The sequence below is a fragment of the Pseudactinotalea terrae genome (genome assembly GCF_009733845.1).
GTDB lineage: Bacteria > Actinomycetota > Actinomycetes > Actinomycetales > Beutenbergiaceae > Pseudactinotalea > Pseudactinotalea terrae.
On record NZ_WNXZ01000002.1, the window covers coordinates 651701 to 676393 of the forward strand.

Sequence of the window (24693 nt, forward strand, 5' to 3'; positions counted from 1 at the left end):
GAGCTAGAGGCGGCCGGCGGCCTTGAGGGCGAGGTAGGTGTCGGCGAGGCCGGGGGCGAGGTCGTCGGGGAGGCGTTCGAGCACCTCCACGCCCGCGCGGCGCAGCTCCATGGTCACGCCGCGGCGCTCGAGATTCGCGCGCTCGGCGGCCGCGGCGTCGAAGAGGTCGGCCGTGGTCTCGCGGTTGGTCCGCAGCGCCTCGGCCTCGGGGTCGGTCGCGGAGGCGACGACCACCTGGTGGTCGGCGGCGAGCGTCGCGGCCACCTGCACGAGGCCGGTCTCGACCGAGCTGGCCTCGACCGCTGTCACCAGCACCACGAGCGCGCGCTGCGAGAGCCGGTCCCGCACGAGCTGGGCGACCAGCGTCCAGTCCGGCTCGACGAGCAGCGGATGGACGGGGGCGACGGCGGCCGCCATCGTCGACATCACCGCGGACGAGTGCGTGCCGCTCACCCGGGCACGGACCTGCTGGTCGACGGCGAGCAGCTCGACCCGGTCGCCGGCGCGCGTGGCCAGCGCCGTCAGCAGCAGCGACGCCTCGATCCCTGCGTCGAGCCGTGGCGCGTCACCGAGCCGCGCTGCCGACAGCCGGGAGGTGTCGAGAACGATCAGCACGCGGCGATCGCGCTCGGGCCGCCAGGTGCGGACCACCATCTCCTGACGGCGAGCGGTGGCGCGCCAGTCGATCGCGCGGACGTCGTCGCCCATGACGTACTCGCGGAGCGAGTCGAACTCGGTGCCGGGGCCGCGGACGTTGACCGCGCTCCGGCCGTCCATCTCACGCAGGCGCGCCAGCCGGGACGGCAGGTGCCGCCGCGACCTGAACTCCGGCAGCACCCGCAGCGTGCCCGCAACCGCGATCGACCGCTGGCGGCCCGCGATCCCGAGCGGACCCCAGGCGCGGATCGTCACGCGGTGCGGCAGCAGGTCACCACGCCGGACCGGCTGCAGCGCGGTCCTGACCCGGCGCGCCTCACCTGGCTGGATGTCGAGGTCGTGCCGGTTGCCCACCGCCCCCGCCGTGGGCTGCCAGGCGTCGCGCACGATCCCGCGCAGCCGCTTGCTGTCGGCGTTGACGAGCGTCAGCGTGGAGGTGGCCGACTCGGTCAGCCGCACCGACGGCAGCGGCGAGCGCGTGACGACGACCTTGCGCGGTGCGGCCGCGAGCGCGAGGTCGCCGACGACGACCGCGACCCAGATCAGCACCCAGGTGCCGACCGTCGCCATCTGCGGCAGCAGCATCACGGGTATCAGCCCGAGTGCCGCCAGCGCGACGGCTCGCCACGAGATCGCCATGTCAGCTCGTCGTCCTCAGCGCTCAGCGGGGCACGGGCACGGTCGCGAGCACGCCCTCGAGCACCGAGGCGGTGCTCACGCCCTCGAGCTCGGCCTCGGCACGCAGCTGCACGCGGTGCCGCAGCGTCGGGAGCGCGAGCGACTTGACGTCGTCGGGCGTCACGAAGGTGCGCCCGCTCAACCACGCCCAGGCACGCGAGGTCGCGAGCAGCGCCGTCGCACCACGCGGCGAGACGCCCAGCGACAGCGAGGGCGAGGTCCGCGTCGCACGGCAGATGTCCACGATGTAGCCGAGCACCTCTTGCCCGACCTGGACCTGGCGCACCTCCTCGCGCGCCTGCGCGAGGTCGTCCGGCCCTGCGACGGGGGAGACTCCGGCAGCGGCGAGGTTGCGCGGGTCGAACCCGTCGCTGTGGCGCTGCAGCACGCCGATCTCGTCACCGCGCTCGGGCAGGGGGAGCACGAGCTTGAGCAGGAACCGGTCGAGCTGGGCCTCGGGGAGCGGGTAGGTGCCCTCGTACTCGACGGGGTTCTGCGTGGCGATCACCACGAACGGGTCCGGGAGCGGCCGCGGCGTGCCGTCGACGCTGACCTGACGCTCCTCCATCGCCTCGAGCAGCGACGCCTGGGTCTTCGGGGGCGTGCGGTTGATCTCGTCGGCGAGCATGAGGTTGGTGAAGACCGGGCCCTCTCGGAAGGAGAACTCCGACGTGCGCGCGTCGTAGACCAGGGAGCCGGTCACGTCACCAGGCATCAGGTCCGGCGTGAACTGCACGCGCTTCATCTCGAGGTCCAGCGATGCGCCGAGGGTGCGCACCAGCAGCGTCTTGGCGACGCCGGGCACGCCCTCGAGCAGCACGTGACCGCGGCACAGCAGCGCGATCACGAGGCCGGTGACGGCGGCATCCTGCCCGACGACGGCCTTCGCCACCTCGGTCCGCAGGCTCGCCAGCCGGGTGCGTGCCGCTGAGCCCGGGCCATCCTCGGCGGGGAGCTCCGGCTGGGCCAGCGGTGCCGGCTGCTGCGGTGGTGCGCCGTAGCCCTGCGGCGCCTGCCCGCCCGGCTGACCCTGCTGGGCGCCGTCCTGCGGCTGGCCGTAGCCGTAGAGCTGCTGCGGCGGGCCGTAGGCGTAGGGCTGCTGGTTGCCCTGCTGAGGCTGACCCTGCTGGGGCGGTTGGTAGGGCTGCTGGGGCTGGTACGGCTGCGTCATGCGCGCTGAACCTCTCTCTCGAGGGTGTCGAGGGCTTGGGTGAGGGCGCTCAGGCCTTCATCGGTGGTCGGTGGTGCTCCGTAGAGGACGTCGCTGATCGCCTCAGGGCCTCGCCCGCTCGCGCGGGCGAGGGTCTCGACGACCTGATCCGGTCCGGCGTGGCTCGGCAGCCCCACCCGCCCGGCGACCCGGGCCACGAATCCCGCCCGCAGGGCCGAGGCGGCGTGCGCGTGGGCAGCGGCGCGTCGGTAGAGGCGGCCACGGCCGCGGGTGGTCTCGCTGGCCCTGACCTCGACCGGGAGCGGCTCGACCACGATCGGGCCCAGCCGGCGGCCGCGCCAGAGCACCAGGACCACGCCGACGAGCAGCAGCATCGTGACGACCGGGCCGGGCAGCGGGAACTGGTCGAGCAGCCCCTCGCTGTCGATGCCGAAGGTGTCGTCGGAGGCCGGGACGTACCAGACCAGGCGATCGTGCGCGCCGAGGGTGCGGAACACCAGGGCGGCGTTGCCGGCGACGGCGAGACCCTCGTTCGAGATGATCCAGCCATCGCTGATGGCACTCCAGGCCCGGTCGCCCTCGGTCCAGGTGGCGTACAGGGAACCGCCCTCGGCCTCGAAGCAACCCTCCACGTCACCGGTGAGCACGGCCCCGCCCGCCGTGATGCTCTCGGCTGCCTGCGCATGCTCGTCGGCGCAGTGCGCCACCCGGTTGGTTCGCGTGGCATAGCCCTCGACCTCGACCGCGTCCGTGAGGGAGTCGAACGTGCCACCGCCGATGTTCGCGAGCACGATGTCGGCCTCGACCCCGGCGATCGCCTCCTGCTGGACGGGGCGCAGCCTGCCGGGGTTGACGACCAGCAGGGTGCTGCCTGCCTCGGCCTCGGAGACCGCCGCTGCCGTGGTGGTCACGAAGGTGACGTCGACACCCTGCTGCTCGAGCACCTGGGCAGCTGCGCGGGCTCCGCCCGGGTCGGAGTTGTCGGGCGCGAGAGGGATGTCGGAGGTGGAGCGCTGCGTGGCAACGCCGATGATCACGGCCACGACGACCAGCGCCAGGATCGCGACGATGAGCGCCTTGCGACGGCCGCGTCCCTGGGGCGACGTCGGTGCAGGCGGTTCCTCACCGGCGGCGTGACCGCGAGCGACGATCGTGGGGGTGGCGGTCATCGGGGGGCGACCAGCTCGCTGTCGGAGAGGTCGCCGGTCCGCGAGGGGCGGGTCTTCGCGACCGTGCGGTCGACCTCTCGGAGCCAGGCGTCGTCGTCGGCCACCGGGACGAGGTTCCCGTAGCAGACGCCGTCGAACATCTCGGCGGCACGCCGCAGGTCGGCTGCGCAGGGCGCGAGCCGGGCGCCGGCCGCGACGGCTGCCTCGTGCGCCGTGCGACCGCGGCGGTCCTCGAGCACCGCGCGCTCGTCGAGCGAGCGGACGATCGCGCGGTAGCGCTCCAGCACCGCGGTGGCGTGGTCGCCCGCGGCAGCCGCGGCATCCGCAGCGGCCCTGAGGGCTGCGGAGGTGCGTTCGTCGCCGTCGAGCACCTCGACGCTTCCTTGGCCCTCCCGCAACCGGCGCCGGCGGATCGGGCCACCGATCAGCAGGGCGATCCCCACCACGGCCGCCACCACCAGCAGCACGATCACAGGCATCAGGACCGGGCCGAGCGTCGTGTTGGCCTCGAAGATCCTGTTCCAGAGGTCACGCAGCCAGTCGAGGACCCTGTCCCACAAGGTGGGCGAGGTGTCGTAGATCGACTTGGCCAGCTCACGCTCGGCCCACTCACGCGCCTCGTCGGCCCCCGGCAGCAGCGGAGGCTCGCGCGGGACCAGAGCATCCGCTGGGCGGAGCGCACCCGGACCGTGCACGTCAGCCCTGGGCTGCCGCTGCTGCGAGCTCGGCGTCCAGGCCCTCGCGGCGGATGCGGATGTCGATGTAGAGCAGCGCGATCACGCCGGCGAAGAACGGTGTCGTCAGCGACGAGGCGATGATCGCGCCGACGAGCTGCGCGATGGTCAGGCCGGTGGGCCCCACGATGCCGCCGAGGAACCCGACCGGTGCCGAGACGATGCCAGCCACGATCGCCACGAGGATGCTCGTGAGCAGGTAGATCCCCGCGATCCGCCAGAACGAGTGGCGGGTCAGCTGCCAGGAGCGCTTGAGCGCGGTCAGCACACCGGAGCGCTCGAGCACCAGCACCGGCGTGGCCAGCACCGTGGCAACGATGACGAACAGCAGGGCGAGGATCATGAGGACGATGCCCAGCACCGTCAGCCCCAGGGTCGCGCCGATGTCGCCGGTGCCGAGCCCGACGGCGATCGCCGGGACGAAGGCGACGATCATCGCGACCGCGGCCAGGACGCTGATCAGCAGCGTGAGCGCGATCAGCTTGAGCAGCTGCGGGCGAACGAGCGTCCAGAGCTCCCCGAGCGGCAGCGTGCGGCCGAGGACCGACTGGCTGATGCTGTGGATGAGCACACCGTTCAGCGCGGTGGTGACGATGAAGCTGACGACGGCGGCGGCCAGGCTCGGGAGCAGCGAGGCGGTCAGGGTGCCGTAGAGCTCGTCGAGGTCCTGCGTCGTCGGGTCGACCTGGCTCGCGAACCGGTTGAGATCCTCTGTCAGCCCCCAGGTGAGCGCACCCTGCACGATGGTGACGAGCGCGACGACGGCCGCCGCCAGCCCGAACATCACGGCCGGGTTGGCGCGGATCGCCTTGAAGGCGCCGTCGTAGATCTCACCCATGGTGAGCGGGCGCAGGGGGATGATGCCCGGCTGCGCGACCGACAGCATCGGGTGCGGGTCCGGGGCTCCGAACTGCCCGTAGGCCTGCGGCTCCGGTGCTCCATAGCTCGGCACCTGCGGCGCATCGCCCCAGCCGGCATGGCGACCGTCGGGCCCCTGGTCGCTCGGCGGCGGCGTCGGTGTGCTCACTGTTCCCCTTGCTCCCATCTCGTCACGCGGGCCCATCCTCGCACGCACCGCGGACCTCGCGGCGGGATGCTCCGGCGTTGCCCGTGCGCAGAAGTGGCGGCCGGGTGGGAACATGGGGCCATGAGTCCACGCGTCTTGGTTGTCGATGACGACGCCGCGCTGTCGGAGATGATCGGCATCGTCCTGCAGTCGGAGAACCTGGAACCGGTGTTCAGCTACGACGGCACCAGCGCTCTGGAGGTGTTCCGGTCCAGCCAGCCGGACCTGGTGCTGCTCGACCTGATGCTGCCGGGCATCGACGGCATCGAGGTGTGCGGGCAGATCCGTGCCGAGTCGGGCGTCCCGATCATCATGCTGACCGCCAAGAGTGACACCACCGATGTGGTGAGCGGCCTCGAGGCGGGCGCGGACGACTACATCGCCAAGCCGTTCAAGCCCAAGGAGCTGGTCGCCAGGATCCGGGCGCGGCTCCGCCGGCACGAGGAGCCCGAGACGGAGCGGCTGCTCATCGGTGACCTCGTGGTCGACGTCGCCGGGCACCGCGTCACCCGGGGCGAGGAGGTCATCAACCTCACGCCGCTGGAGTTCGACCTGATGGTCGCGCTGGCGCGCAAGCCGTGGCAGGTGTTCTCGCGCGAGGTGCTGCTCGAGCAGGTCTGGGGATACCGGCACCAGGCCGACACCCGGTTGGTGAACGTGCACGTGCAGCGGCTGCGGGCCAAGGTCGAGCAGGACCCGGAGAACCCCGAGGTCGTCGTGACCGTGCGCGGCGTCGGCTACCGGGCCGGAGCCCCGCCGACGAGATGAGTGGCGGTGGCTGACCGGCGCGTCCCGCCGCCCTGGCAGGACCGGTTGCGTCGCCGGGCTCTTCTCGCCTGGCGGCGGACCCGCGTCCGGTTACGGGTGCTGGCGCGCGCGTGGCAGCGCTCGCTGCGCGTGCGGGTCTCGGTGACCACCGTGGCGGTGGGGCTCGTCGCCCTGCTGACCCTGGGTGCGGCGCTGTCGGGGCAGGTGCGGGACTCCCTCTACGACGCCCGTGTCGACGAGGTGCTCACCGACGCCGCCGTGCGCGCCGAGCAGGCGCAGAGCGCGTTCGACAACTCGAACGCCGCACGCTCCCAGGACGTCGTGGTGCTGGGGTACGACGTCCTCAACTCGCTCGCGACCACCGCGGGCGCTGCGTCGGTGCTGCTGCTGCGCCCGCCGGGGCAGGGCACGCAGTTTCCTGAGCTGGCCTCGGACAACAACCAGCGCGCGCTGATCACCGCCGAGCTGCGCGAAGCGGTCCGTGGTGGGGACAGGCAGATGTGGCAGGCCGTCGCCATCAAGACCGGGGACGGCGAGGTTCCAGGCATCGCCGCCGGCACCATGGTCACGCTGCCGCTCGTCGGGGCGAGCGAGCTGTACTTCGTGTACAGCCTGAGTGAGGAGCAGGCCACCCTCGACCTGCTGCAACGGGTGCTGCTGGTCGGGGCGCTCGCACTGGTGCTGCTGCTGCTCGTGATGACCTGGTACCTGACCAAGCAGGTCCTCACCCCGGTGCAGCAGGCCGCCAACACGGCGGGCAGGCTCGCGGACGGCCTGCTCGACGAACGTATGACCGTGCGGGGCGTCGACGAGCTGGCGGTGCTCGCCCGATCGTTCAACGAGATGGCGCAGAGCATCCAGGACCAGATCGAGAGGCTCGCGCACCTCTCGCAGATGCAGCAGCGGTTCGTCTCCGACGTCTCGCACGAGCTCCGCACGCCGCTGACGACGATCCGGATGGCGAGCGAGGTGCTCAACGCCTCACGGGATGACTTCGGGCCGATCGAGGCGCGGTCCGCCGAGCTGCTCGCCACCCAGCTCGACCGCTTCGAGTCCTTGCTCGCGGACCTGCTCGAGATCTCCCGGTTCGACGCCGGTGCCGCCACTCTCGAGGTCGAGGAGACCAACATGGTGGTCGCCGTGGAGCGGGTCATCGACATCGTCGAGCCGCTCGCCGAGCAGCGCGGGTCGCCGGTCGCGCGCACGTTGCCGGAGGTCCCGGTGCGAGTCGACATGGACACCCGCCGGGTCGAGCGGGTGCTGCGCAACCTGCTGGTCAACGCCGTCGAGCACGGCGAGGGCAAGCCGATCGAGGTGACGATGGCTGCGAACGCGCGCGCCGTGTCCGTGGTGGTGCGCGATCACGGCATCGGCATGACGCCGGCCGCGGCCGCGCGGGTGTTCGACCGGTTCTGGCGCGCCGACCCCGCCCGGACCCGGACGCTCGGCGGGACCGGGCTGGGCCTGGCGATCTCGCTCGAGGACGCGCATCTGCACGGCGGCACCCTTGAGGCGTGGGGCTCGCCCGGCGAGGGTGCGGCCTTCCGGCTCACGCTGCCGCTGCGTGCCGGTCTCGAGGTGCGCGAGCACCCGCTGCCGCTCGTGCCGCCGCGCGAGCAGTCCGACCCGGTGGAGGAGCGTGACCCGGCAGGCCCGCACGCGCTGCCCGACGACTTCATGGTGGAGGTCAGCGAATGAGACGCCGACTGCTTGCCCTGGCGGCGATCGTCATGGTTGCGCTCAGCGGGTGCCTCTCGCTGCCCACCGAGAGCGGGATCCAGCAGGGGCACGACGGTCCGCCGGTGGACGGCGGCCTCGAGCTGGTGGCTCCCGGCCCCGCCGAGGACGCGGAACCGGACGACATCGTCGAGGGCTTCCTGCTCGCGGCCAGCTTCGGGCTGGGCGACGACTTCGGCCGAGCCCACGAGTTCATGACGACGGCGGGTGCGGCGCAGTGGAACGCCCTCGGTGGTGTCACCGTGTACTCCGACGCCGAGCCGCTCGAGGTGGTGCTCGACGACCAGGTCCCCGGCGCCGTCGGCAGGACCGTGACCGTCACGGCAGCCGTGGTCGCGACGGTGGCGCCGGACGGCACGTACACCGAGGCTCTTCCCGGCACCGTGCAGGAGCTCCAGTTCCAGGTGATCCAGATCGCCGGTGACCAGTGGCGCATCAGCCAGCTCGAGCAGGGCGTGCTGATGAGCGAGGTGACGTTCGGGACCCAGTACCGCGAGGTGCCGATCTACTTCCTCAGCGGCAACGAGGAACCTCGCCTCGTGCCGGACCTGCGCTGGCTGCCGCGTTCGCAGACCGTGCTCGGCTCGGTCAGGTCGCTCCTCGGCGGCCCTGCGGACTGGCTCAGCTCACCCGCTGTCGTCACGGCGTTCCCCGGCGGCACCCAGCTCGCGATCGAGGGCATCGAGATCGCGGACCGGGTCGCGACCGTGGCGCTCAGCCCCGAGTTCCTGTCCGCGGGCGCGGTCGACCGCGCGTACGCCCAGCGACAGCTGGCGGAGACGCTCCGGCAGCTCGGTCAGGTGAACCGGGTGCAGATCAGCGTCGAGGGGAACATCCTCGAGATCGAGGAGTCGCTCGCGCCGATCACGATCACGCCGGTGCCCGCACGCGGGCCGGTCCTGCTCATCCCCGAGGGCCTCGGGCTGCTCAGCGGCAACAGCATCAGCGACCTCAGCGGTGACCACGGCGTGCCTGCGGGCCTGGGACCGCTCGCGCTACCGTACGAGTCCGGCCCGATCGTCGGACTGGTCGAGTCGACCTCGATCGTCGCCCTCAACGAGGGCGGAGCCGAGCCGACGGCGCTCTTCGCGCCCGGTGGCCGGCTGCTCGCACCCTCCTACGACGTGCACGGCTGGGTGTGGACCGGCCCGACCGGCGCCGGGACGAACCCGGGCGAGCTCACGGTGATCGACCCGCAGAGCGGAGCGATCGAGACGGTGGCCGCCGCCGACCTCGTCGGCGTCGACGTCGTGGCGCTCAGGGTGAGCAGGGAAGGCGCACGGCTCGCCTACGCGGTGCAGAGCAGCACCTCGGTCGTGGTCTACGTCTCGGCGATCGAGCGCGATGGTGACGGGCGGCCGGTGGCCATCTCGCAGGGGCAGCCGATCGGGGCGTCGTTGACGAGCCTGCGCGATCTGGTGTGGGTGGACGACGTGGAGCTGGGCGTGCTCGGCGTCGACGGCGACAGCGACCTCACGGTGCTGCTGGTCGGCGTCGGCGGCCGGACGGCCCCGTTGCCCTCTGTCCAGGGGGCGGTGTCGATCGCGGCCGGTGACGGCCGGCGTGAGCTGTTCCTCGTGACCGATGCCGGTGACCTCTACGGTCGCAGCGGCAACGGCTGGCGCAAGATCGACGGCCCGGCGGCCTCACCGACGTTCGCCGGTTGATCCACAGGCGCACGCCGATGCGGCGTCGTCCACAGCACCCTGTGCCGGCGCCAGCCCGCGCCGGCACTGATCGCGATGCTGGGCCAGGTGATGCATCGGTCCGCGCGCCTTCCCTCCGTCCTTCGCGCCGTCGGTCGGCTCGTGCTGCCGCAGCAGTGCGCCGGCTGCGGGCGCCCTGATCATGCGCTCTGCCGCCGCTGCGCCGCACTGCTCGGCGAGCCGCGACGCTGCGAGGAGCTCACGCTGCACCTCGGCACCCAGGACCTGTTGCCCGCGCAGCCGCAGCGCGCCCCGCTGCCCACCTGGGCGCTCGGCGTCTATGCCGGACCGGTGCGGCACGCGGTGCTCGCCTGGAAGTCCGGCGGCCGACCTGACCTCGCGCGGCCGCTCACGGAGGCGATGGAGCGTGCGGCCTCGGTGATGACCGAGATCGAGCGCCCGACGGCGACCGGTCCCGTTCTCGTGGTGCCGGCACCCTCGGGTGCCGCTCGCCGCCGCGCGGGTCGGTTCGTGGTCGGTGAGCTCGCCGATGCGTTCGGCAAGGGGGTCGCGCGAGTCACGGGGGCGCCCGTCGCCGTCGTCGACCCGCTGCGCCGCCGCAGCGGCGGCGACCACCTCCTGGGCGCCGCCGCGCGGAGCCGGGACCGCGCGGGTGCGGTGCGGTGCCGGGGGCGGTTGCCACGCGGGGCGGTGTGCATGGTCATCGACGACGTGGTCACCACCGGAGCCACGCTCGCGGCCTGCGCGGAGGCGCTGCGGGTGGCCGGCGGTTCGGTGGTCGGAGCCGTGGTGCTCGCGGTCACCGCGCCACCGGGTGCCGGGTCATCGAATTGTCAGCCCTGAGCAAAGAAACCCAGCGAACTCCCAGGTGCGTGGACTAGCGTCAAGACATGGTCCCCACAGCACCCCGAGCCGGACAGGCGGGGGAGTGGGGGGTGATGCCACCACCACGAGAGCCGCGCGGGTGGGCCGTGCGGTGAACGACCTGCTGGGAGTCGGAACCGACCCCGGCACGAGGCATCACGGAGGATCTGGATCACCATGGAGATCGTGGTCGTCAGCCGACACACCGAGGTACCGGAGCGCTTTCGCAGGCATGTGGAAGCCAAGCTCGCCAAGGTAGGGCAGCTGCAGCCCTACGCCCAGCGCGTCGACGTGGAGGTCACGCACGAGGCGAACCCACGCATGGCGGAGGTCGCCGAGCGCGTGGAGCTCACGCTTCGCGCCAAGGGACCGATCGTGCGCGCGGAGGCCAGTGCCTCCGACAGGTACGCCGCGCTCGACATGGCTACGGCCAAGCTGCTGGAACGGCTCCGCAGGCACCAGGACCGGCGCAAGTCTCGGCACCACGGGCGCGGCGAGCACGGCGAGCACGTCCCGCCACCGATGCCGGAGGACATGATGTCCACCGAGGTGGAGGACGAGGCGCCGAGCGGCCCGCTCGAGCCGGGCGTCGCCGTCGAGCGGCAGCTCGGCGACTCGCCGGTGGTGATCAGGCAGAAGGTTCACGACACCACGCCGATGACGGTCGATGACGCGGTGGCCGAGATGGAGCTCGTGGGGCACCCGTTCTTCCTCTTCGTCGAGGCGGAGTCCCACCAGCCCGCGGTCGTGTACCGCCGCAAGGGGTGGACCTACGGCGTCATCCGGCTCAACGCGACGACCCACCCGGCCATGGCGGTCGAGTCCGCCTGAGCGTCGACGAAGGCTCGTCCCCGTCGTCGAGCTCGCCGGGTGCTCCGGACGAGCTCGACGACAGGCCGAGGCGCTCGGCGGCACGGATGTCGGTGGTCGGGGCCATAGTGGGGCGGTGGTGACGAGCAGAAATTCGACGATGCGCACGCTCAGCCTCGCCCAGGCGCGCCGGGTGGCGATCCATGCGCAGGGGCTCGCGCGCACCGGGAGACAGGCACGCCCCAGCGGCCCGGTCACGATGGCGCACCTGCAACGCACGATCGATCGGGTGGGGCTGTTCCAGATCGACTCGGTCAACGTGATCGCACGCGCCCATCTGCTGCCCGCGTTCGCGCGGCTCGGTCCGTACGACCCGCAGCTGATGGACCGCGCCTCGCGCGGCACCCCGGCCAGGCCGCGGCGCCTGGTGGAGTCGTGGGCGCACGTGGCGGCCTACGTGCCGCCCGAGACGTTCCAGCTGCTGCGCTTCCGGATGCGCCGCGCCGGCGAACGCGGCTTCCCCGCTCGCGTTCGCCAGAAGCACCCGGAGGTCTACGCCCACGTGCTCGACGTCGTCGCCGAGCAAGGCCCGATCACGGCCTCCCAGATGCACGAGCTGCTGGGGCACGAGCGCGGCCCGAAGGACCACTGGGGCTGGAACTGGTCGGTGGCCAAGCAGGTGCTGGAGGCCTGCTTCTTCACCGGTGACCTGTCCGTGGCGCACCGCACGTCGCAGTTCGAGCGCGCCTACGACCTCACGTCCCGGGTGCTGCCTCCCGCGCTCGCGGACGCCCCAGAGCTCGACGAGCGGGAGGCGCAGACCAGGCTGGTGGAGCTCGCGGCGCGGGCGCACGGGATCGGGACGGTGCGCTGCTTCGCCGACTACTTCCGGATGAGCACAGCCGAGACAGCGGCAGCGGTGGCGCGGCTCGTCGAGAGCGGGGTGCTGGAACCTGTCGAGGTGACCGGCTGGAAGCGTCCGCTGTTCCTGCACGCCGAGGCTGCGCTCCCGCGCCGCACGCAGGCGCGCGCGCTGCTGGCACCGTTCGACCCGCTGGTGTTCGAGCGCCGCCGGCTGCTCGAGCTGTTCGGGATCCACTACCGCATCGGCATCTACACGCCCGCGGAGCAGCGCACCGACGGCTACTACGTGCTGCCGTTCCTGCTCGGCGAGGAGTTCGCGGGCCGCACCGATCTCAAGGCGGACCGGTCCCGCGGAACCCTCGTGGTGCGTACCGCGTTCATGGAGGAGGAAGGCCCCGCTGCGTCGACGATCGCCTCGGAGATGGCCCAGGAGCTGGGTGAGTGCGCCCGGTGGCTGGGTCTGTCGAGGATCGAGATCGCCGACGGCGCTCGTGGTTCTCTCGTGGGTGCGCTCGCTCGCGCTCTGTGAGGCAGCGCAGCGCACGGGGTGGGCCCGCACGTACGATGGTCGGCAGTCAGTCGCATCTCGCCCAGCAGCACCAGGAGACTCAGTGTCCGTTCTCGATCGCATCCTTCGCATGGGCGAGGGCCGTGTGCTCAAGCGCCTGACCGGGCTCACGCAGCAGGTCAACGCCCTCGAAGACGTCATGGTCGACCTCTCCGACGCCGAGCTGCGCGCCGAGACCGACTCGTTCAAGAAGCGCATCGCCGAGGGCGCCACGCTCGACTCCCTGCTCCCGGAGGCGTTCGCCGTCGTGCGTGAGGCGACCAAGCGGACCCTGGGCCAGCGGCACTTCGACGTCCAGATCATGGGCGGCGCGGCGCTGCACCTCGGGAACATCGCCGAGATGAAGACCGGTGAGGGCAAGACCCAGACCGCGCTGCTGCCGGCGTATCTGAACGCGCTCTCGGGCAAGGGCGTCCACGTCGTCACGGTCAACGACTACCTGGCCTCGTACCAGAGCGACCTGATGGGCCGGGTGTTCCGGTTCCTCGGCCTCACCACGGGCACGGTCGTCTCCGGCCAGAAGCCCGACGTGCGGCGCGAGCAGTACGCAGCTGACGTCACCTACGGCACGAACAACGAGTTCGGCTTCGACTTCCTGCGCGACAACATGGCGTGGAGCGCCGAGGAGCTGGTGCAACGCGGCCACAACATGGCGATCGTCGACGAGGTCGACTCGATCCTCATCGACGAGGCGCGCACCCCGCTGATCATCTCCGGGCCTGCGTCCGGCGACATCAACAAGTGGTACGCGGAGTTCGCTCGGGTCGCGAAGCGGCTGCGGCGCGACGAGGACTACGAGGTCGACGAGAAGAAGCGCACCGTCGGCGTGCTCGAGCCGGGGATCGCGAAGGTCGAGGACCATCTCGGGATCGAGAACCTGTACGAGTCGCTGAACACGCCGCTGATCGGGTTCCTCAACAACTCGATCAAGGCGAAGGAGCTGTTCGCCCGCGACAAGGACTACATCGTCAACAACGGCGAGGTTCTCATCGTCGACCAGCACACGGGCCGCGTGCTGCCCGGGCGCCGGTACAACGAGGGCATGCACCAGGCGATCGAGGCGAAGGAGGGCGTGGCGATCAAGGCGGAGAACCAGACGTTCGCCACGATCACGCTGCAGAACTACTTCCGCCTGTACGACAAGCTCGCGGGCATGACCGGCACCGCGTCCACCGAGGCCGCCGAGTTCGCGAACACCTACGAGGTCGGCGTCGTGCCGATCCCGACGAACCGCCCGATGGTGCGCCGGGACCAGCCCGACTTCGTCTACAAGAACGAGTCCGCGAAGTTCGACGCGGTCGTCGCCGACATCGTCGAGCGGCACGCCGACGGCCAGCCCGTGCTGGTGGGCACCACGAGCGTGGAGAAGTCCGAGCTGCTCAGCAAGCTGCTGAAGAAGCAGGGTGTCCCGCACGAGGTGCTGAACGCCAAGCAGCACGCGCGCGAGGCCGCGATCGTGGCGATGGCCGGTCGCAAGGGCGCCGTCACCGTCGCCACCAACATGGCCGGCCGCGGCACCGACATCATGCTCGGCGGCAACGCCGAGCACATCGCGATCGAGGCGATGACGCAGATGGGCCTCGACGCCGTCGAGAACCCCGAGGAGTACGAGGCTGCCTGGCCCGCGGCCCTCGAGGAGGCCAAGAAGTCGGTGGCCGCCGAGCACGACGAGGTGACCGAGCTGGGTGGCCTGTACGTGCTGGGCACCGAGCGGCACGAGTCGCGACGCATCGACAACCAGCTGCGTGGTCGATCCGGTCGTCAGGGTGACCCGGGGGAGTCGCGGTTCTACCTCTCCCTCGAGGACGACCTGATGCGGCTGTTCAACGCCGGGCTCGCCGAGCGGTTCATGAACGCGCCGGGCTACCCCGACGACCTGCCGCTGGAGTCCAAGATGGTCTCGCGAGGCATCGCCAGCGCGCAGAGCCAGGTCGAGGGTCGCAACTTCGAGATCCGCAAGAACGTCCTCAAGTACGACGACGTGCTGTCGCGTCAGCGCGAGGTCGTCTACGCCGAGCGCAGGCGTGTCCTCGACGGCGAGGACCTCGCCGACCAGATCGCCTCCTTCCGCGAGGACGTCATCAGGAACGTCGTGGAAGAGGCGACGGTCGCGGGTGTCCCGGAGGAGTGGGACCTCGAGCAGCTCTGGACCGACCTCAAGCAGATCTACCCCGTGTCGCTCACGCTCGAGGAGGTCATCGAGGATGTCGGCGGGCTGACCCGGTTGAGCAGGGAGCAGCTGGTCGACGAGCTCGTCTCTGACGCCAAGATCGCCTACGAGAACCGCGAGGCCGAGCTCGGCTCCGAGATCATGCGCCAGCTCGAGCGGCGTGTGGTGCTCTCGGTCGTCGACCGGAAGTGGCGCGAGCACCTCTACGAGATGGACTATCTCAAGGAGGGCATCGGGCTCCGTGCCATGGCCCAGCGCGACCCCCTGGTCGAGTACCAGCGTGAGGGCTTCCAGCTCTTCCAGGCGATGGACGAGGCGATCAAGGAAGAGGTCGTCGGGTTCCTCTTCAACCTCGAGGTCAAGGTGCCCGGCGCTGACGGCACCGAGGACGCGCCTGCCGACGTCGAGGACGCACCTGTCGAGGACGCGCCGGTCGGGGTCGCACCTGTCGAGGCCGCACCGACCAAGCGGGTCGCCCCGAAGCAGCCCCAGGGCCGCCGCGCCGGTGCGAAGTCGATCCCGCCGGCCGCACCGGCGTCCGACCCGCTGGGTCTGGGTGGGACGCCGCAGCGTCCGGGCCAGCTGACATACTCGGCGCCGTCCGGTGACGGTGACGGCGGCACGAAGGTCACCGGATCCGCCCGGGGCGCCGCCAAGCCTGCGGGTGGTGCGACCGCCGGCTCGAGTGGTGGGGCAGGCGCGAACCGTGAGGCTCGTCGTCGCGCCGCGAAGCAGGCCAAGAAGGGCAAGCGCTGATCGACGAGCGGCTGAGGTCGGCGGTCAGCCGATCTCGAGCGCGGTCGCGCGCCAACGACCGCGGTGCACCTCGATGCGGATGGCAGCGGCCCGGACTCGGCGACCGTCGTGGAGCACCACCGACGCCTCGTGGTGGGTGTCATCGATCGCGCAGGTGTGCACGCGGAGCAGCCGGACGCGGTGTGCCGTGGTCGGCAGCGCGGCCCCGGCGGCCGCACGGTGGCTGAGCATCTCGTACAGCTCGGCGGTGAGCCATCGGGCCAGCTGCGCCGGTGGCCGGGTGCCGAGCAGGACCTCGACGCAGGTCCGCACCAGCGTGCCGCACCAGGATCCCGGCTCGGGCAGGTCCTGGACGAGCGGACGCGGCCACACCAGCGGCGGTGCATCGGGCACGCGGTCGTCTCGGTCCGGCCCGGGCGCCCGGAACGCGATCCGGTCCCAGGGACGTAGCTCGTGCAGGTGCGCCGGCCGCAGCTCGGGCGAGGCGGGGACGGCGTCGGTGATCGATTCGGCGGCGAGCAGACTCACGCTTCCTCCTGACGGTAGGGGTCCGGTGCGGTGAGCACCTGACCGGGGTGGATGAGATCGGGGTCGTCCCCGACGACGTCGAGGTTCTGCTCGTACCAGCGCGGCCACGAGAGCGCGATGTCGGCGTCCGTGGCGCCCTCGGGCAGGTGCTGCTCGGCGATGCGCCACAGCGAGTCGCCAGTGGTCACGGTGTGGCTCGTCGTCGTGGTTGAGGACGACGCCGGCTCTGCCGGTCCCGGGGGCACAGGTTGCTCGTCGGGGGACCCGCTGGGCGCCTCGGCAGCACCCTCCGTGTCGTCGTCGGCGCCCCAGCCCAGATCGTCGGCGAGCGTGACGGCGGGGCCGAGGTCAGCCGGAGCGGGCTCGGGTGCGGCGACGGCTGGCGAGAGCGCAGCGGCGGCGACCACGGCCGCGCTGCTGCCCGTGAGCAGCAGGCGGCGAGCCAGCGGGGCACCAAGCACGCTGAGCCGACGCTCGCCGTGGCTCCAGGCGTGCCCGGCGGCGCGCGCAGCGAGGCAGCCCAGTGCGACGACCGCTGTCGCGAGGTACCAGGCCAGGAGCAGCGCGCCGATCGCCAGCACGCCCAGTGCCACGGCTGCGTCGGGGGTGCGAATCGCTGAGCCAGCAGCTCGCTGCAGCGAGTCGAGCAGCAGTGTCAGGCCGATGGCGCTGGCGAGCGCGAGTGCCGCTGCGCCGGCGAACCTGCGTCGCATCTGGGCTCCTTCATCATGTAGAGCGTGTCAGTTCATGTCAGTTCCTATCACTCATGCTCGTTCGTGTCTAGATCTTGGGTGCCTGCGCGTGGCTGCCACATGTCGCGTGCCCTACCGTGAGCGCGTGCGGTGGGACTCACTCTTTGCTGACCTGCAGGCGCAGTGGGAGGCCGAGCTGCGCGCCGATGACGACGCGGAGATCCGAGACCTCGCGGAGGCCGAGGCGGCCGGCACGCGCTTCGCCGACCGGCTGCGGGCGCGCCGAGGCGCCCCGCTGTCGGTGCGGTTGGCCGACGGCTCCGACCGTGTCGGGATGGTCAGCGATGTCGCCCACGAGTGGGTGCTGCTCGCCGAGGGCGAGCGGCGTCATCTGGTGCCCGTGAGCGCGATCGCGCTCGCGTGGCCGCTGGGCGGTGCGGCGCCCGCACCAGGACCGATCGAGCGCGGCCTCGGGCTCGGGCACGTGCTGCGCGGCCTCGCCGGCGAGGGTCAGGACGTGGTCGTCAGCACCCGGGGCGGTGACTACGCCGGGCTGCTGGTCCGCGTGGGCGCCGACCACGTCGACGTCGCAGCAGCCACGGGGATCCTGACGATCCCGTGGCCCGCCCTGCTGAGCGTGTCATCCCGCTGACGCAGGACTCCTCAGCTGTGGGACTCGTCGCGCAGGCGCTGCTCCTCGACGGCGTACCTGTGCTCGATGTACGCCTCGAGGGCGCTGCGCTCGACACGCCAGGTGCCCTTGCCGCCGACCTGGATCGCCCGCAGCTCACCGCTGCGCACGAGTGCGCGGACCGTCGGCATCGGCACCTGCAGCACCTCGCAGACATCGGCGAGCGACAAGAAGCGTGGCTCCATGGCCGAAGTCTTGCACCTTCGCGCCAGTCGCCGTCACCGACGCGTCGCGGACGTGTGGATGACGCCTCGCGTCGTGAACGCCTGTGGACGACGGGGTGCACCGCCGTGCGCTGTGGCCCATAATGACCGCACGATCACAGTCTGAAGGGGACAGCGGTGACGGATACCGGCGCGAGCAGGATGCGCAGACCCAGCTGGCGCGACCCACGCCTCGGCGTCGGGATCCTGCTGGTGGTGGCATCGGTGGCGCTCGGGTCCTGGGCCGTCTCGAGCGCTGACGCCACGGTCGAGGTGTACCAGACGGACGCCGTGCTGACACCGGGCGACGCGATCGATGTCGACGACCTGCAGGTGGTCCAGGTGCGGCTCGACGGCGTCGAGGACCTCTACCTCGTGCCCGGCGCCGACCTCTCCGGCGCGGTGGTCACGCGCACCGTGAGCGCCGGGGAGCTCGTGCCGCTCGCCTCGGTGGGCTCGGCCGACGCGCTCGAGCTGCGGCCTGTGCAGATCGCTATGCCCGCCGCGATGCAGGACATCGTGACCGCGGGCAGTCTCGTCGAGCTGTGGGTCGCGATGCCCGATCCTGGTGCGTCGACGCAGGCAACGCTGCTGCCGCCCGAGCTGCTCGTGGACGACGTGGAGGTTCGCGAGGTCCACGCCGACACCTCGGTGTTCGCCGGGTCGGACACTGTGCAGGTACAGGTGCTCGTGAGCTCCGACGACCTGCCCGTCGTGCTCGCGGCGCTCACCGCCGAGGGGCAGATCACCGTGGTGCCGGTGCTCGGCGGCGGAGTCGGCTGAACGTGAGTCACGGTGTGCTCGTCGCGCTGACCGGCGATCTGGAGCAGGCGACCGTCGCAGGCGTGGACGCTGCCCGTGACCTGGTGGTCGTGCGACGGTGCGCGGACATGGCTGAGCTGGTGGCCGCCGCGCTCGCCGGGCTGGGATCGGTGGCCGTCGTCGATGCCGGGTTCGAGCCGGATCGTTCGCTGGTCGCGCGGCTCGCGCAGGCGGGCACCAGCACGGTCGTGGTCTGCGAGAGCGACGACCTCCAGCGCTACGGCTCTATGGGTGCCGCTGCCGTCGCCGCCGACGAGGGGGTCGCTGCGATCGTGGCCGCCGTGGGTGCCGCAGCTGCCGCTGTCCCCACCTCCATCGCGGAGATCGCTGCAGAAGCCGAGCCGACGGAGCCGGAGCGGCCGCCCGGGGGGCTGGTCGTGGTCTGGGGTCCTGCAGGTGCGCCCGGTCGCACCACGGTGGCGATCAACCTGGCGGCCGAGATCGCGGCCGCCGGCCAGCGGGCGCTGCTCATCGACGCGGACCTCTGGGGCGCCGCGATCGCGCCCTCGCTCGGGCTGCTCGAGGAGTCCGCGGGCATCGCCGCGGCCGTGCGGGCTGCCGACCAGGGAACGCTCGAGCCCACGTCGCTGCTGCGCCTGTGCGCGCAGGTGAACGAGAACCTTCTCGTGCTGCCAGGACTGCCACGGTCCTCGCGCTGGCGCGAGGTCTCGGGAGCGGGGATCGACGCGGTGTGGGCCCCGGCGCGCCGACTGGCCGACTGGGTGGTCGTCGAGGCGGGCGTCTGGGTGCCCGACGACGATCGCGTGGGCGGCTTCGACGCCGTGCTCGGTGCGCGCCGCAACGCCGTCACGGCCTCGGCGATGGCTGAGGCCGACGCGTTGGTCGTGGTGGGGGCGGCCGAGCCGATCGGGATCCAGCGGCTGGTGCAGACGCTGCTCGACCTCGACGGCCGCTCGGAGGTGCCCGCGCGGCGACACGTCGTGGTCACCCGGGTGCGCTCGGAGGCGGCCGGTCCGCGACCTGGGGACTCGGTGCGGGAGGCGCTCAACCGGTTCGCGGGCGTCGACGACGTGCTGATCATCCCCGACGACAGGCCGGCGCTCGACAAGGCATGCCTCGCCGGCGCCACCCTCACCGAGATCGCCCCGAAGTCAGCTGCTCGTGAGGCCCACGCTGCGCTCGCCGAGCGGCTCACCGGAGTCGCGGCGCCCACGCGGCCGCGCCGCCGGCGGCGCCGCTGATCCATGCCGCCCGCCCGCAGATGGCGACGCAGCGCCCGCGCGTGGACTTCGTGCCAGCCGCCACGCGGCGGTCACTAGGCTCGGGCCATGCGGATCTACCTCCCTGCGACCGCGGCGGACCTGTCGGCCGAGCTCCTCGCAGCGCGCCCGGCGCACGCGGTGACGCCGGCGCTGCGGAGCTCGAACCCGACCGAGTCCGAGGAGGACCTCGAGGTGCCCGCGTTCCTGGCGGCCGCGGACGCCTCGCTCGCGCTCCTGACCGGGGCCGACGTGCCGGTACGGCTCGTGATCGCCGCCGACGTCGGTGCCGCAGAGGCCATCCCGGGCGAGGACATCACACAGGTGAGTGCACCCCAGGTGCCGTGGTCCGCCGTCGTGAGCTTTCATGTCGACGACCCGGCCGACGGCGAGGCTGCTGCGCTGGTGAGCGCCGCCGTCGGAGGCGACGAGGAGGCGATCGAGAAGGCAGGCGAGCTCGACCTGCTGTGGTTCGACGTGAGCGAGCGGGACGAGCTGGGGGCGCTGCTGCAGGGCTCCTGATCAGCGGGCGCGGGCGGCCAGCGCGGCGATGACGTCGTCGTGGAGATGGCCGTTGGTCGCCACGGCGTTGCCGCCGTACGGGCCGTCCTCACCCGTGAGCGAGGAGAACCGCCCGCCCGCCTCCACGACGATCGGCACCAGCGCAGCCATGTCGTACAGCTCGAGCTCGGGCTCGCAGGCGATGTCGACCGCGCCCTCCGCCACCAGCATGTAGGACCAGAAGTCGCCGTAGGCGCGGCTGCGCCAGCACCGGGACTCGAGGTCGCGGAACTCCTCGCCGATGCCGGCGGCGGTCCACGAGGACAGGCTCGAGTAGGACAGCGAGGCGTCGTCGAGGGAGGTGACGCCCGAGACGGCGATCCGGGTCGCGGTGGAGAGCGAGCGCCCGGTCCAGGCGCCTGAGCCGCGGCCCGCCCACCAGCGGCGGCCGAGCGCCGGGGCGCTCACCACCCCGACGACCGGGTCGTCGCCGTCGACCAGGGCGATGAGGGTGGCCCACACGGGCACCCCGCGCACGAAGTTCTTCGTGCCGTCGATCGGGTCGATCACCCACTGCCTCGCACCGTGCCCGGTGACGCCGAACTCCTCGCCCAGCACCGCGTCGCGCGGGCGGGTGCGGGAGAGCTGGCTGCGGACGATCTCCTCGGCCGTGCGGTCGGCGTCGGTGACGGGCGTGGTGTCGGGCTTGGTCTCGATCGTGAGGTCCTGAGCCTTGAACCGCGCCATCGTCTGGGCGTCCACCTGGTCCGCCACCACATGAGCGAGGCGCAGGTCGTCGTCGTACCGGCGCTGCGCCGCGGGGGTGGACTCCATGCCGACACGCTAGCCGAGGTGACGCCCCGGACCCGGGACGTGCTCGGGGTTGACCGCGAGGCGGGTGAGCGGGCATGCTCGTCCGCGGGTGCACACCCTCCAGCGAAGGAGCTGTACTGATGGTGCGTGCCCGACGTCTTCGAACCGGGATCGGTGTGACTGCGCTCGTGGCCGGTCTCGGCCTGGTAGCCGCGAGCCCGGCGGCAGCCGGCGGTGGCCACGGACACGGACAAGGAGGCGGGAACGAGGACAGCTGTCGGCTGGTCGAGTCGACCCTGACGTTCGACGGCGCTCCTGAGCCCGAGCTCACCGAGATGTTCACGACCTACGCCAACACCGCGGGGGAGTGGACCGGTGGCGACTCGACCTACTCGATCCCGATGCGCGGTGGCAAGATCGCCTGGGTCTTCTCCGACACCTTCCTCGGCGAGGTGGCCGATGACGGCTCGCGCCCCCTGGACTCGCCGTTCCTCAACAACAGCTTCGTGGTGCAGGACAACCGGGACCGGCTCAGCACGGTCACCGGTCCCGAGGGCACCTCGTTGATCGCCCCGCCCACCGACGAGCCGTCGGGCTGGTACTGGGTGGGTGACGGCCTCGCGACCAAGAAGGGCGACATCCAGCTCGTCGCGCTGCGGTTCTGGTACGGGGGTGGCGGTGCGTTCGACTTCGGCTGGGAGAGCAACCACCTCGCCACCTTCGACGGCCGCACGCTCGAGCTCGAGAGCTTGACGCCGTTGCCGTCGGAGTCCGGTGTGCAGTGGGGGAGCTACATCGCCGAGCCGCAGGGCCACGGCTGGGGCCAGTACACCTACATCTACGGCGTGGACGACGAGGGCCTCGTGAAGTCGATGCACATCGCGCGCGTGCGGGGCACCGACCTCACCGGCGACTGGGAGTACTGGACCGGCAGCGGCTGGTCGGACTCCGAGACCGACACCGTGGCTGTCATGGCCGGTGTCGCGAACGAGTACAGCGTCACCGAGTTCCGCGACGGCTACCTGCTGATCACGCAGGACACCAACGAGCTGTTCAGCCGCAACATCGTGGCCTACACATCCTGCTCGCCGACCGGGCCGTTCCAGCCCGCCGGCCTGGTGTACGAGATGCCCGAGGTCGGCGCGCTCGGCAGCTACGGCAACCCGAACATCTGGGCCTACAACGCGCACGAGCACCCCGAGCTGCGTACGCGCGACACGATCCTGGTCACCTACAACGTCAACAGCTTCGACTCGAGCGAGCTGTACGAGGATGCCTCGATCTACCGACCGCGCTTCGTGGAGATCGAGGTCGACGTCGAGCCTTCGAGGTAGTCGGGGGCCGGGAGGTCACGAATCGGCAACGGTTGCCAGCAGGAGTTGAGTGATCCAGTGAGCAAGTGATTAGATCACTTGCATGACGACGGTGCCGGCGCGCTCGACCCTCTCGAGCCAGCTTGCCGACGGTGTGATGAGCATCGTCGCCGAGCGCGGACTCGTCGTGGGCGACCAGCTGGACGGCGTCAAGCAGCTCGCGCTGCGGTTCAACGTCGCTGTGCCGACGATGCGGGAGGCGCTGCGACGCCTGGAAGGCATCGGAATCGTCGAGCTTCGGCACGGATCCGGGGTGTACGTGGGGCCGAACGCCGGGCGTCGCGTGCTCGTCAACCCGGTGCTGCCGCGCTCCGACCTGGAGCAGCTCGTCGAGCTGCTCCGGGCACGTCGGGCGCTCGAGCCCGAGATGGCGAGGCTCGCCGCCGAGGTCCGCGACGAGCGGGGCCTCGCGTGGCTCGACGACGTGCTGGAGGTCGCTCGCGGGCAGGTCGCTGCCCAGGACGGTCAGCTCTGGCGGACCAACCTGGACATCCACCGCGCGATCGCTGCCACGACCGGCAACGCGATCCTCGCCGAGGTGCTGGACTCGGTCGTGCTGGTGCACGCCGAGGACCAGCGCGCGATCCTCGCCCTGCACGGTGACGCCGCCGAGGACTTCGAGGAGCACACGCACATCCGTGCCCTGATCGTGGCCGGTGACTCCGCCGGTGCACATGCCGCCGTGGCCGAGCACCTGGACAGCGTCATCGACGTCATCCGCTCGCGCGGCGAGACCCCCTGACCACATCACGACCCAGGTCCGGCGGACATCCGGCGGACCATCACTCACCACACGAAGAGGTGCGAGGAATGAAGCAACACAAGACCAAGGCCGCACTCATGGCCACCGTGGCGTCGGCGGCGCTGCTGCTCGGCGCCTGCGGAGGCGGCGGCAACAGCGGCGACGGCGATGGCGGCGGCAACGGCGGTGGCGATGTCGAGCCCACCGAGCTCGGCTTCTTCACCGACAAGGCGGCCTGGGAGCCGCAGTTCGACGAGATGAACGCCGCCTCGGAGGCAGCCGACCAGTCGACGCTCAGCTTCACCGGCTACTCCGACGCCGCCGCCTACGACGCGTTCATCAAGCAGGCGTTCCGCACCAACGACAAGCCGGACCTGTTCACCTGGCACACGGGTGGCCAGCTGGGCGAGCTTGTCGAAGCGGGCCTGGTGGCCGAGACCACCGACCTGTGGGAGGCCGCCGCCGAGAACGGTGACGTGCCCGAGGGTCTGATCGAGAACTACACCTACGACGGCAAGCAGTACTGCGTGCCGTTGAACGTCGTCTACTGGGTCATGTACTACAACAAGCAGGTCTACGCCGACAACGGACTTGAGGTCCCCACCACCTGGGACGAGCTCATGGGCAACGCCCAGACCCTCGTGGACAACGGCGTGGTGCCGTTCCACCAGATGAACTTCATCTTCGAGTTCGTGTGGTTCCAGACCGTCGTCGCAGGTTCCGACCCCGAGGCCTACGTCGGGCTGCAGGACGGCAGCGTCTCCTACACCGACCCGGCGATCGTCGAGGCGATGGAGGTCTGGCACCAGATGCAGACCGACGGGTACTTCATCGACCCGGGTGTCACCACCGACCCGCAGACCCTGCTGCAGACCGGTGAGGTCGCGATGGCGAACTTCGGCACCTTCTTCACCGGCCAGCTCAACGCGCTCGGCATGGTCCCGGACGAGGACTACGGGATCTTCGCGATCCCCAACGTGAACCCCGACCTGGACTCGCAGCAGGCGATCGTCGAGACCGGACCGTTGTGCGTCGGTGCCGGGAGCGCCAACGAGCAGGCCGCGCTGGACTACAGCGCCTGGTGGATGGGTGTCGACGCGCAGAACGCGTGGACCGACGCCTTCGGGGACGTCTCGTTCAACCCCAACGTCGAGTCCCCGGACCCGGCCCTGTCCGCGGTCGTCAGCCAGGTGACCGGTCCCGACTTCCAGATCCAGAAGCGCTGGCTGGAGGCCACGCCGGTCCCGATCTACACGGTGGCCTCGGAGGAGTTCGGCGCGTTCGTCACGAACAACGGCGACCCGATGGCACACCTCGAGGCCATCCAGGCAGCTGCTGACGCCTACTGGGCCGAGCAGTAGGACCACCCCGGTCGCGCCCCCGGGCAGGGGTGCGACCGGCCCCTAGACCGGGGTGGGTGGGTCGAACG

At 71.4% G+C, this 24693-nt stretch carries 23 protein-coding genes; 14 read left to right on the forward strand and 9 right to left on the reverse strand.

Going from position 1 to position 24693, the window contains the following annotated elements:
• Positions 1-3: 3 nt before the first annotated feature.
• The 5 genes from GPA03_RS10480 to GPA03_RS10500 are packed head-to-tail and all read right to left on the reverse strand — an operon-like array spanning position 4 to position 5436.
• Positions 4-1296 carry a DUF58 domain-containing protein gene (locus tag GPA03_RS10480; RefSeq protein ID WP_156251915.1) on the reverse strand — a complete coding sequence of 431 codons (1293 nt, stop codon included), beginning with the start codon at positions 1294-1296 and terminating at the stop codon, positions 4-6.
• A 22-nt stretch (positions 1297-1318) separates the two neighbouring features.
• Entirely contained in the window at positions 1319-2506 is a 1188-nt protein-coding gene (locus GPA03_RS10485) for an AAA family ATPase (protein ID WP_241681227.1), read from the reverse strand.
• Complete coding sequence (locus GPA03_RS10490) at positions 2503-3675, reverse strand: DUF4350 domain-containing protein (protein ID WP_156251916.1); 1173 nt, start codon at positions 3673-3675, stop codon at positions 2503-2505. Before GPA03_RS10490 ends, GPA03_RS10485 begins: the two co-directional genes overlap by 4 nt.
• A complete protein-coding gene (locus GPA03_RS10495; RefSeq protein WP_156251917.1) occupies positions 3672-4370 on the reverse strand; it encodes a DUF4129 domain-containing protein in 699 nt (232 codons plus the stop codon). The genes GPA03_RS10490 and GPA03_RS10495 overlap by 4 nt, the downstream gene beginning before the upstream one ends.
• A 1-nt stretch (position 4371) precedes the next feature.
• Positions 4372-5436: a DUF7847 domain-containing protein gene (locus GPA03_RS10500; RefSeq protein WP_162458334.1), complete on the reverse strand. Its 1065-nt coding sequence runs from the start codon at positions 5434-5436 to the stop codon at positions 4372-4374.
• A gap of 120 nt (positions 5437-5556) precedes the next feature.
• Here GPA03_RS10500 and mtrA point away from each other — a divergent pair, with 120 nt between their 5' ends.
• From mtrA to secA, 7 genes are all read left to right on the forward strand, one after another.
• Positions 5557-6243: an MtrAB system response regulator MtrA gene (gene mtrA, locus GPA03_RS10505; RefSeq protein WP_156251919.1), complete on the forward strand. Its 687-nt coding sequence runs from the start codon at positions 5557-5559 to the stop codon at positions 6241-6243.
• 6 nt (positions 6244-6249) lie between these two features.
• On the forward strand, positions 6250-7941 hold the full coding sequence (mtrB, locus tag GPA03_RS10510) for an MtrAB system histidine kinase MtrB (RefSeq protein ID WP_241681229.1): 1692 nt from the start codon (positions 6250-6252) through the stop codon (positions 7939-7941).
• Positions 7938-9647 carry an LpqB family beta-propeller domain-containing protein gene (locus tag GPA03_RS10515; RefSeq protein WP_156251921.1) on the forward strand — a complete coding sequence of 570 codons (1710 nt, stop codon included), beginning with the start codon at positions 7938-7940 and terminating at the stop codon, positions 9645-9647. The genes mtrB and GPA03_RS10515 overlap by 4 nt, the downstream gene beginning before the upstream one ends.
• 90 nt (positions 9648-9737) lie before the next feature.
• Complete coding sequence (locus GPA03_RS10520) at positions 9738-10490, forward strand: ComF family protein (protein WP_156252025.1); 753 nt, start codon at positions 9738-9740, stop codon at positions 10488-10490.
• 198 nt (positions 10491-10688) lie between these two features.
• Complete coding sequence (gene hpf, locus GPA03_RS10525; protein WP_156251922.1) at positions 10689-11342, forward strand: ribosome hibernation-promoting factor, HPF/YfiA family; 654 nt, start codon at positions 10689-10691, stop codon at positions 11340-11342.
• A gap of 139 nt (positions 11343-11481) precedes the next feature.
• Complete coding sequence (locus GPA03_RS10530) at positions 11482-12714, forward strand: winged helix-turn-helix domain-containing protein (protein ID WP_156251923.1); 1233 nt, start codon at positions 11482-11484, stop codon at positions 12712-12714.
• A gap of 109 nt (positions 12715-12823) precedes the next feature.
• Positions 12824-15679 carry a preprotein translocase subunit SecA gene (gene secA / locus GPA03_RS10535; RefSeq protein ID WP_156252026.1) on the forward strand — a complete coding sequence of 952 codons (2856 nt, stop codon included), beginning with the start codon at positions 12824-12826 and terminating at the stop codon, positions 15677-15679.
• A 24-nt stretch (positions 15680-15703) separates the two neighbouring features.
• Here the strand turns inward: secA and GPA03_RS10540 are convergent, their stop codons facing one another.
• Together GPA03_RS10540 and GPA03_RS10545 are read right to left on the reverse strand one after the other, a co-directional pair.
• A complete protein-coding gene (locus GPA03_RS10540) occupies positions 15704-16207 on the reverse strand; it encodes an Rv3235 family protein (protein ID WP_156251924.1) in 504 nt (167 codons plus the stop codon).
• On the reverse strand, positions 16204-16920 hold the full coding sequence (locus tag GPA03_RS10545) for a LysM peptidoglycan-binding domain-containing protein (RefSeq protein ID WP_156251925.1): 717 nt from the start codon (positions 16918-16920) through the stop codon (positions 16204-16206). The genes GPA03_RS10540 and GPA03_RS10545 overlap by 4 nt, the downstream gene beginning before the upstream one ends.
• Positions 16921-17044: 124 nt before the next feature.
• Here GPA03_RS10545 and GPA03_RS10550 point away from each other — a divergent pair, with 124 nt between their 5' ends.
• The gene (locus GPA03_RS10550; protein ID WP_156251926.1) at positions 17045-17551 is read left to right on the forward strand and encodes a hypothetical protein; all 507 of its coding nucleotides are present in this window, start codon (positions 17045-17047) and stop codon (positions 17549-17551) included.
• An 11-nt stretch (positions 17552-17562) separates the two neighbouring features.
• Here GPA03_RS10550 and GPA03_RS10555 read toward each other — a convergent pair whose 3' ends face one another.
• Positions 17563-17775, reverse strand: a complete 213-nt coding sequence (locus tag GPA03_RS10555) for a helix-turn-helix domain-containing protein (protein WP_156251927.1) — start codon at positions 17773-17775, stop codon at positions 17563-17565.
• A gap of 180 nt (positions 17776-17955) precedes the next feature.
• Between GPA03_RS10555 and GPA03_RS10560 the strand changes: the two genes are divergently transcribed.
• From GPA03_RS10560 to GPA03_RS10570, 3 genes are all read left to right on the forward strand, one after another.
• Positions 17956-18576, forward strand: coding sequence for a CpaB family protein (locus tag GPA03_RS10560; RefSeq protein WP_156251928.1), 621 nt, complete (start codon positions 17956-17958; stop codon positions 18574-18576).
• Between the two features lie 2 nt (positions 18577-18578).
• Entirely contained in the window at positions 18579-19817 is a 1239-nt protein-coding gene (locus GPA03_RS10565; protein WP_156251929.1) for a CpaE/TadZ family protein, read from the forward strand.
• An 87-nt stretch (positions 19818-19904) separates the two neighbouring features.
• Positions 19905-20357, forward strand: coding sequence for a DUF6912 family protein (locus GPA03_RS10570; protein ID WP_156251930.1), 453 nt, complete (start codon positions 19905-19907; stop codon positions 20355-20357).
• Here GPA03_RS10570 and hisN read toward each other — a convergent pair whose 3' ends face one another.
• Positions 20358-21170 (reverse strand): histidinol-phosphatase, encoded by an 813-nt coding sequence (gene hisN / locus GPA03_RS10575; RefSeq protein WP_156251931.1) that lies wholly within the window; start codon positions 21168-21170, stop codon positions 20358-20360.
• Positions 21171-21289: 119 nt separating this feature from the next.
• On the opposite strand from hisN, the gene GPA03_RS10580 reads away from it, so the two are divergent.
• The 3 genes from GPA03_RS10580 (at position 21290) to GPA03_RS10590 (ending at position 24625) form a co-directional block, all read left to right on the forward strand.
• Entirely contained in the window at positions 21290-22483 is a 1194-nt protein-coding gene (locus tag GPA03_RS10580; protein WP_156251932.1) for a DUF4185 domain-containing protein, read from the forward strand.
• Between the two features lie 82 nt (positions 22484-22565).
• Positions 22566-23264 carry a FadR/GntR family transcriptional regulator gene (locus GPA03_RS10585; RefSeq protein WP_156251933.1) on the forward strand — a complete coding sequence of 233 codons (699 nt, stop codon included), beginning with the start codon at positions 22566-22568 and terminating at the stop codon, positions 23262-23264.
• A gap of 68 nt (positions 23265-23332) precedes the next feature.
• A complete protein-coding gene (locus GPA03_RS10590; protein WP_156251934.1) occupies positions 23333-24625 on the forward strand; it encodes an ABC transporter substrate-binding protein in 1293 nt (430 codons plus the stop codon).
• Positions 24626-24693 lie beyond the last annotated feature (68 nt).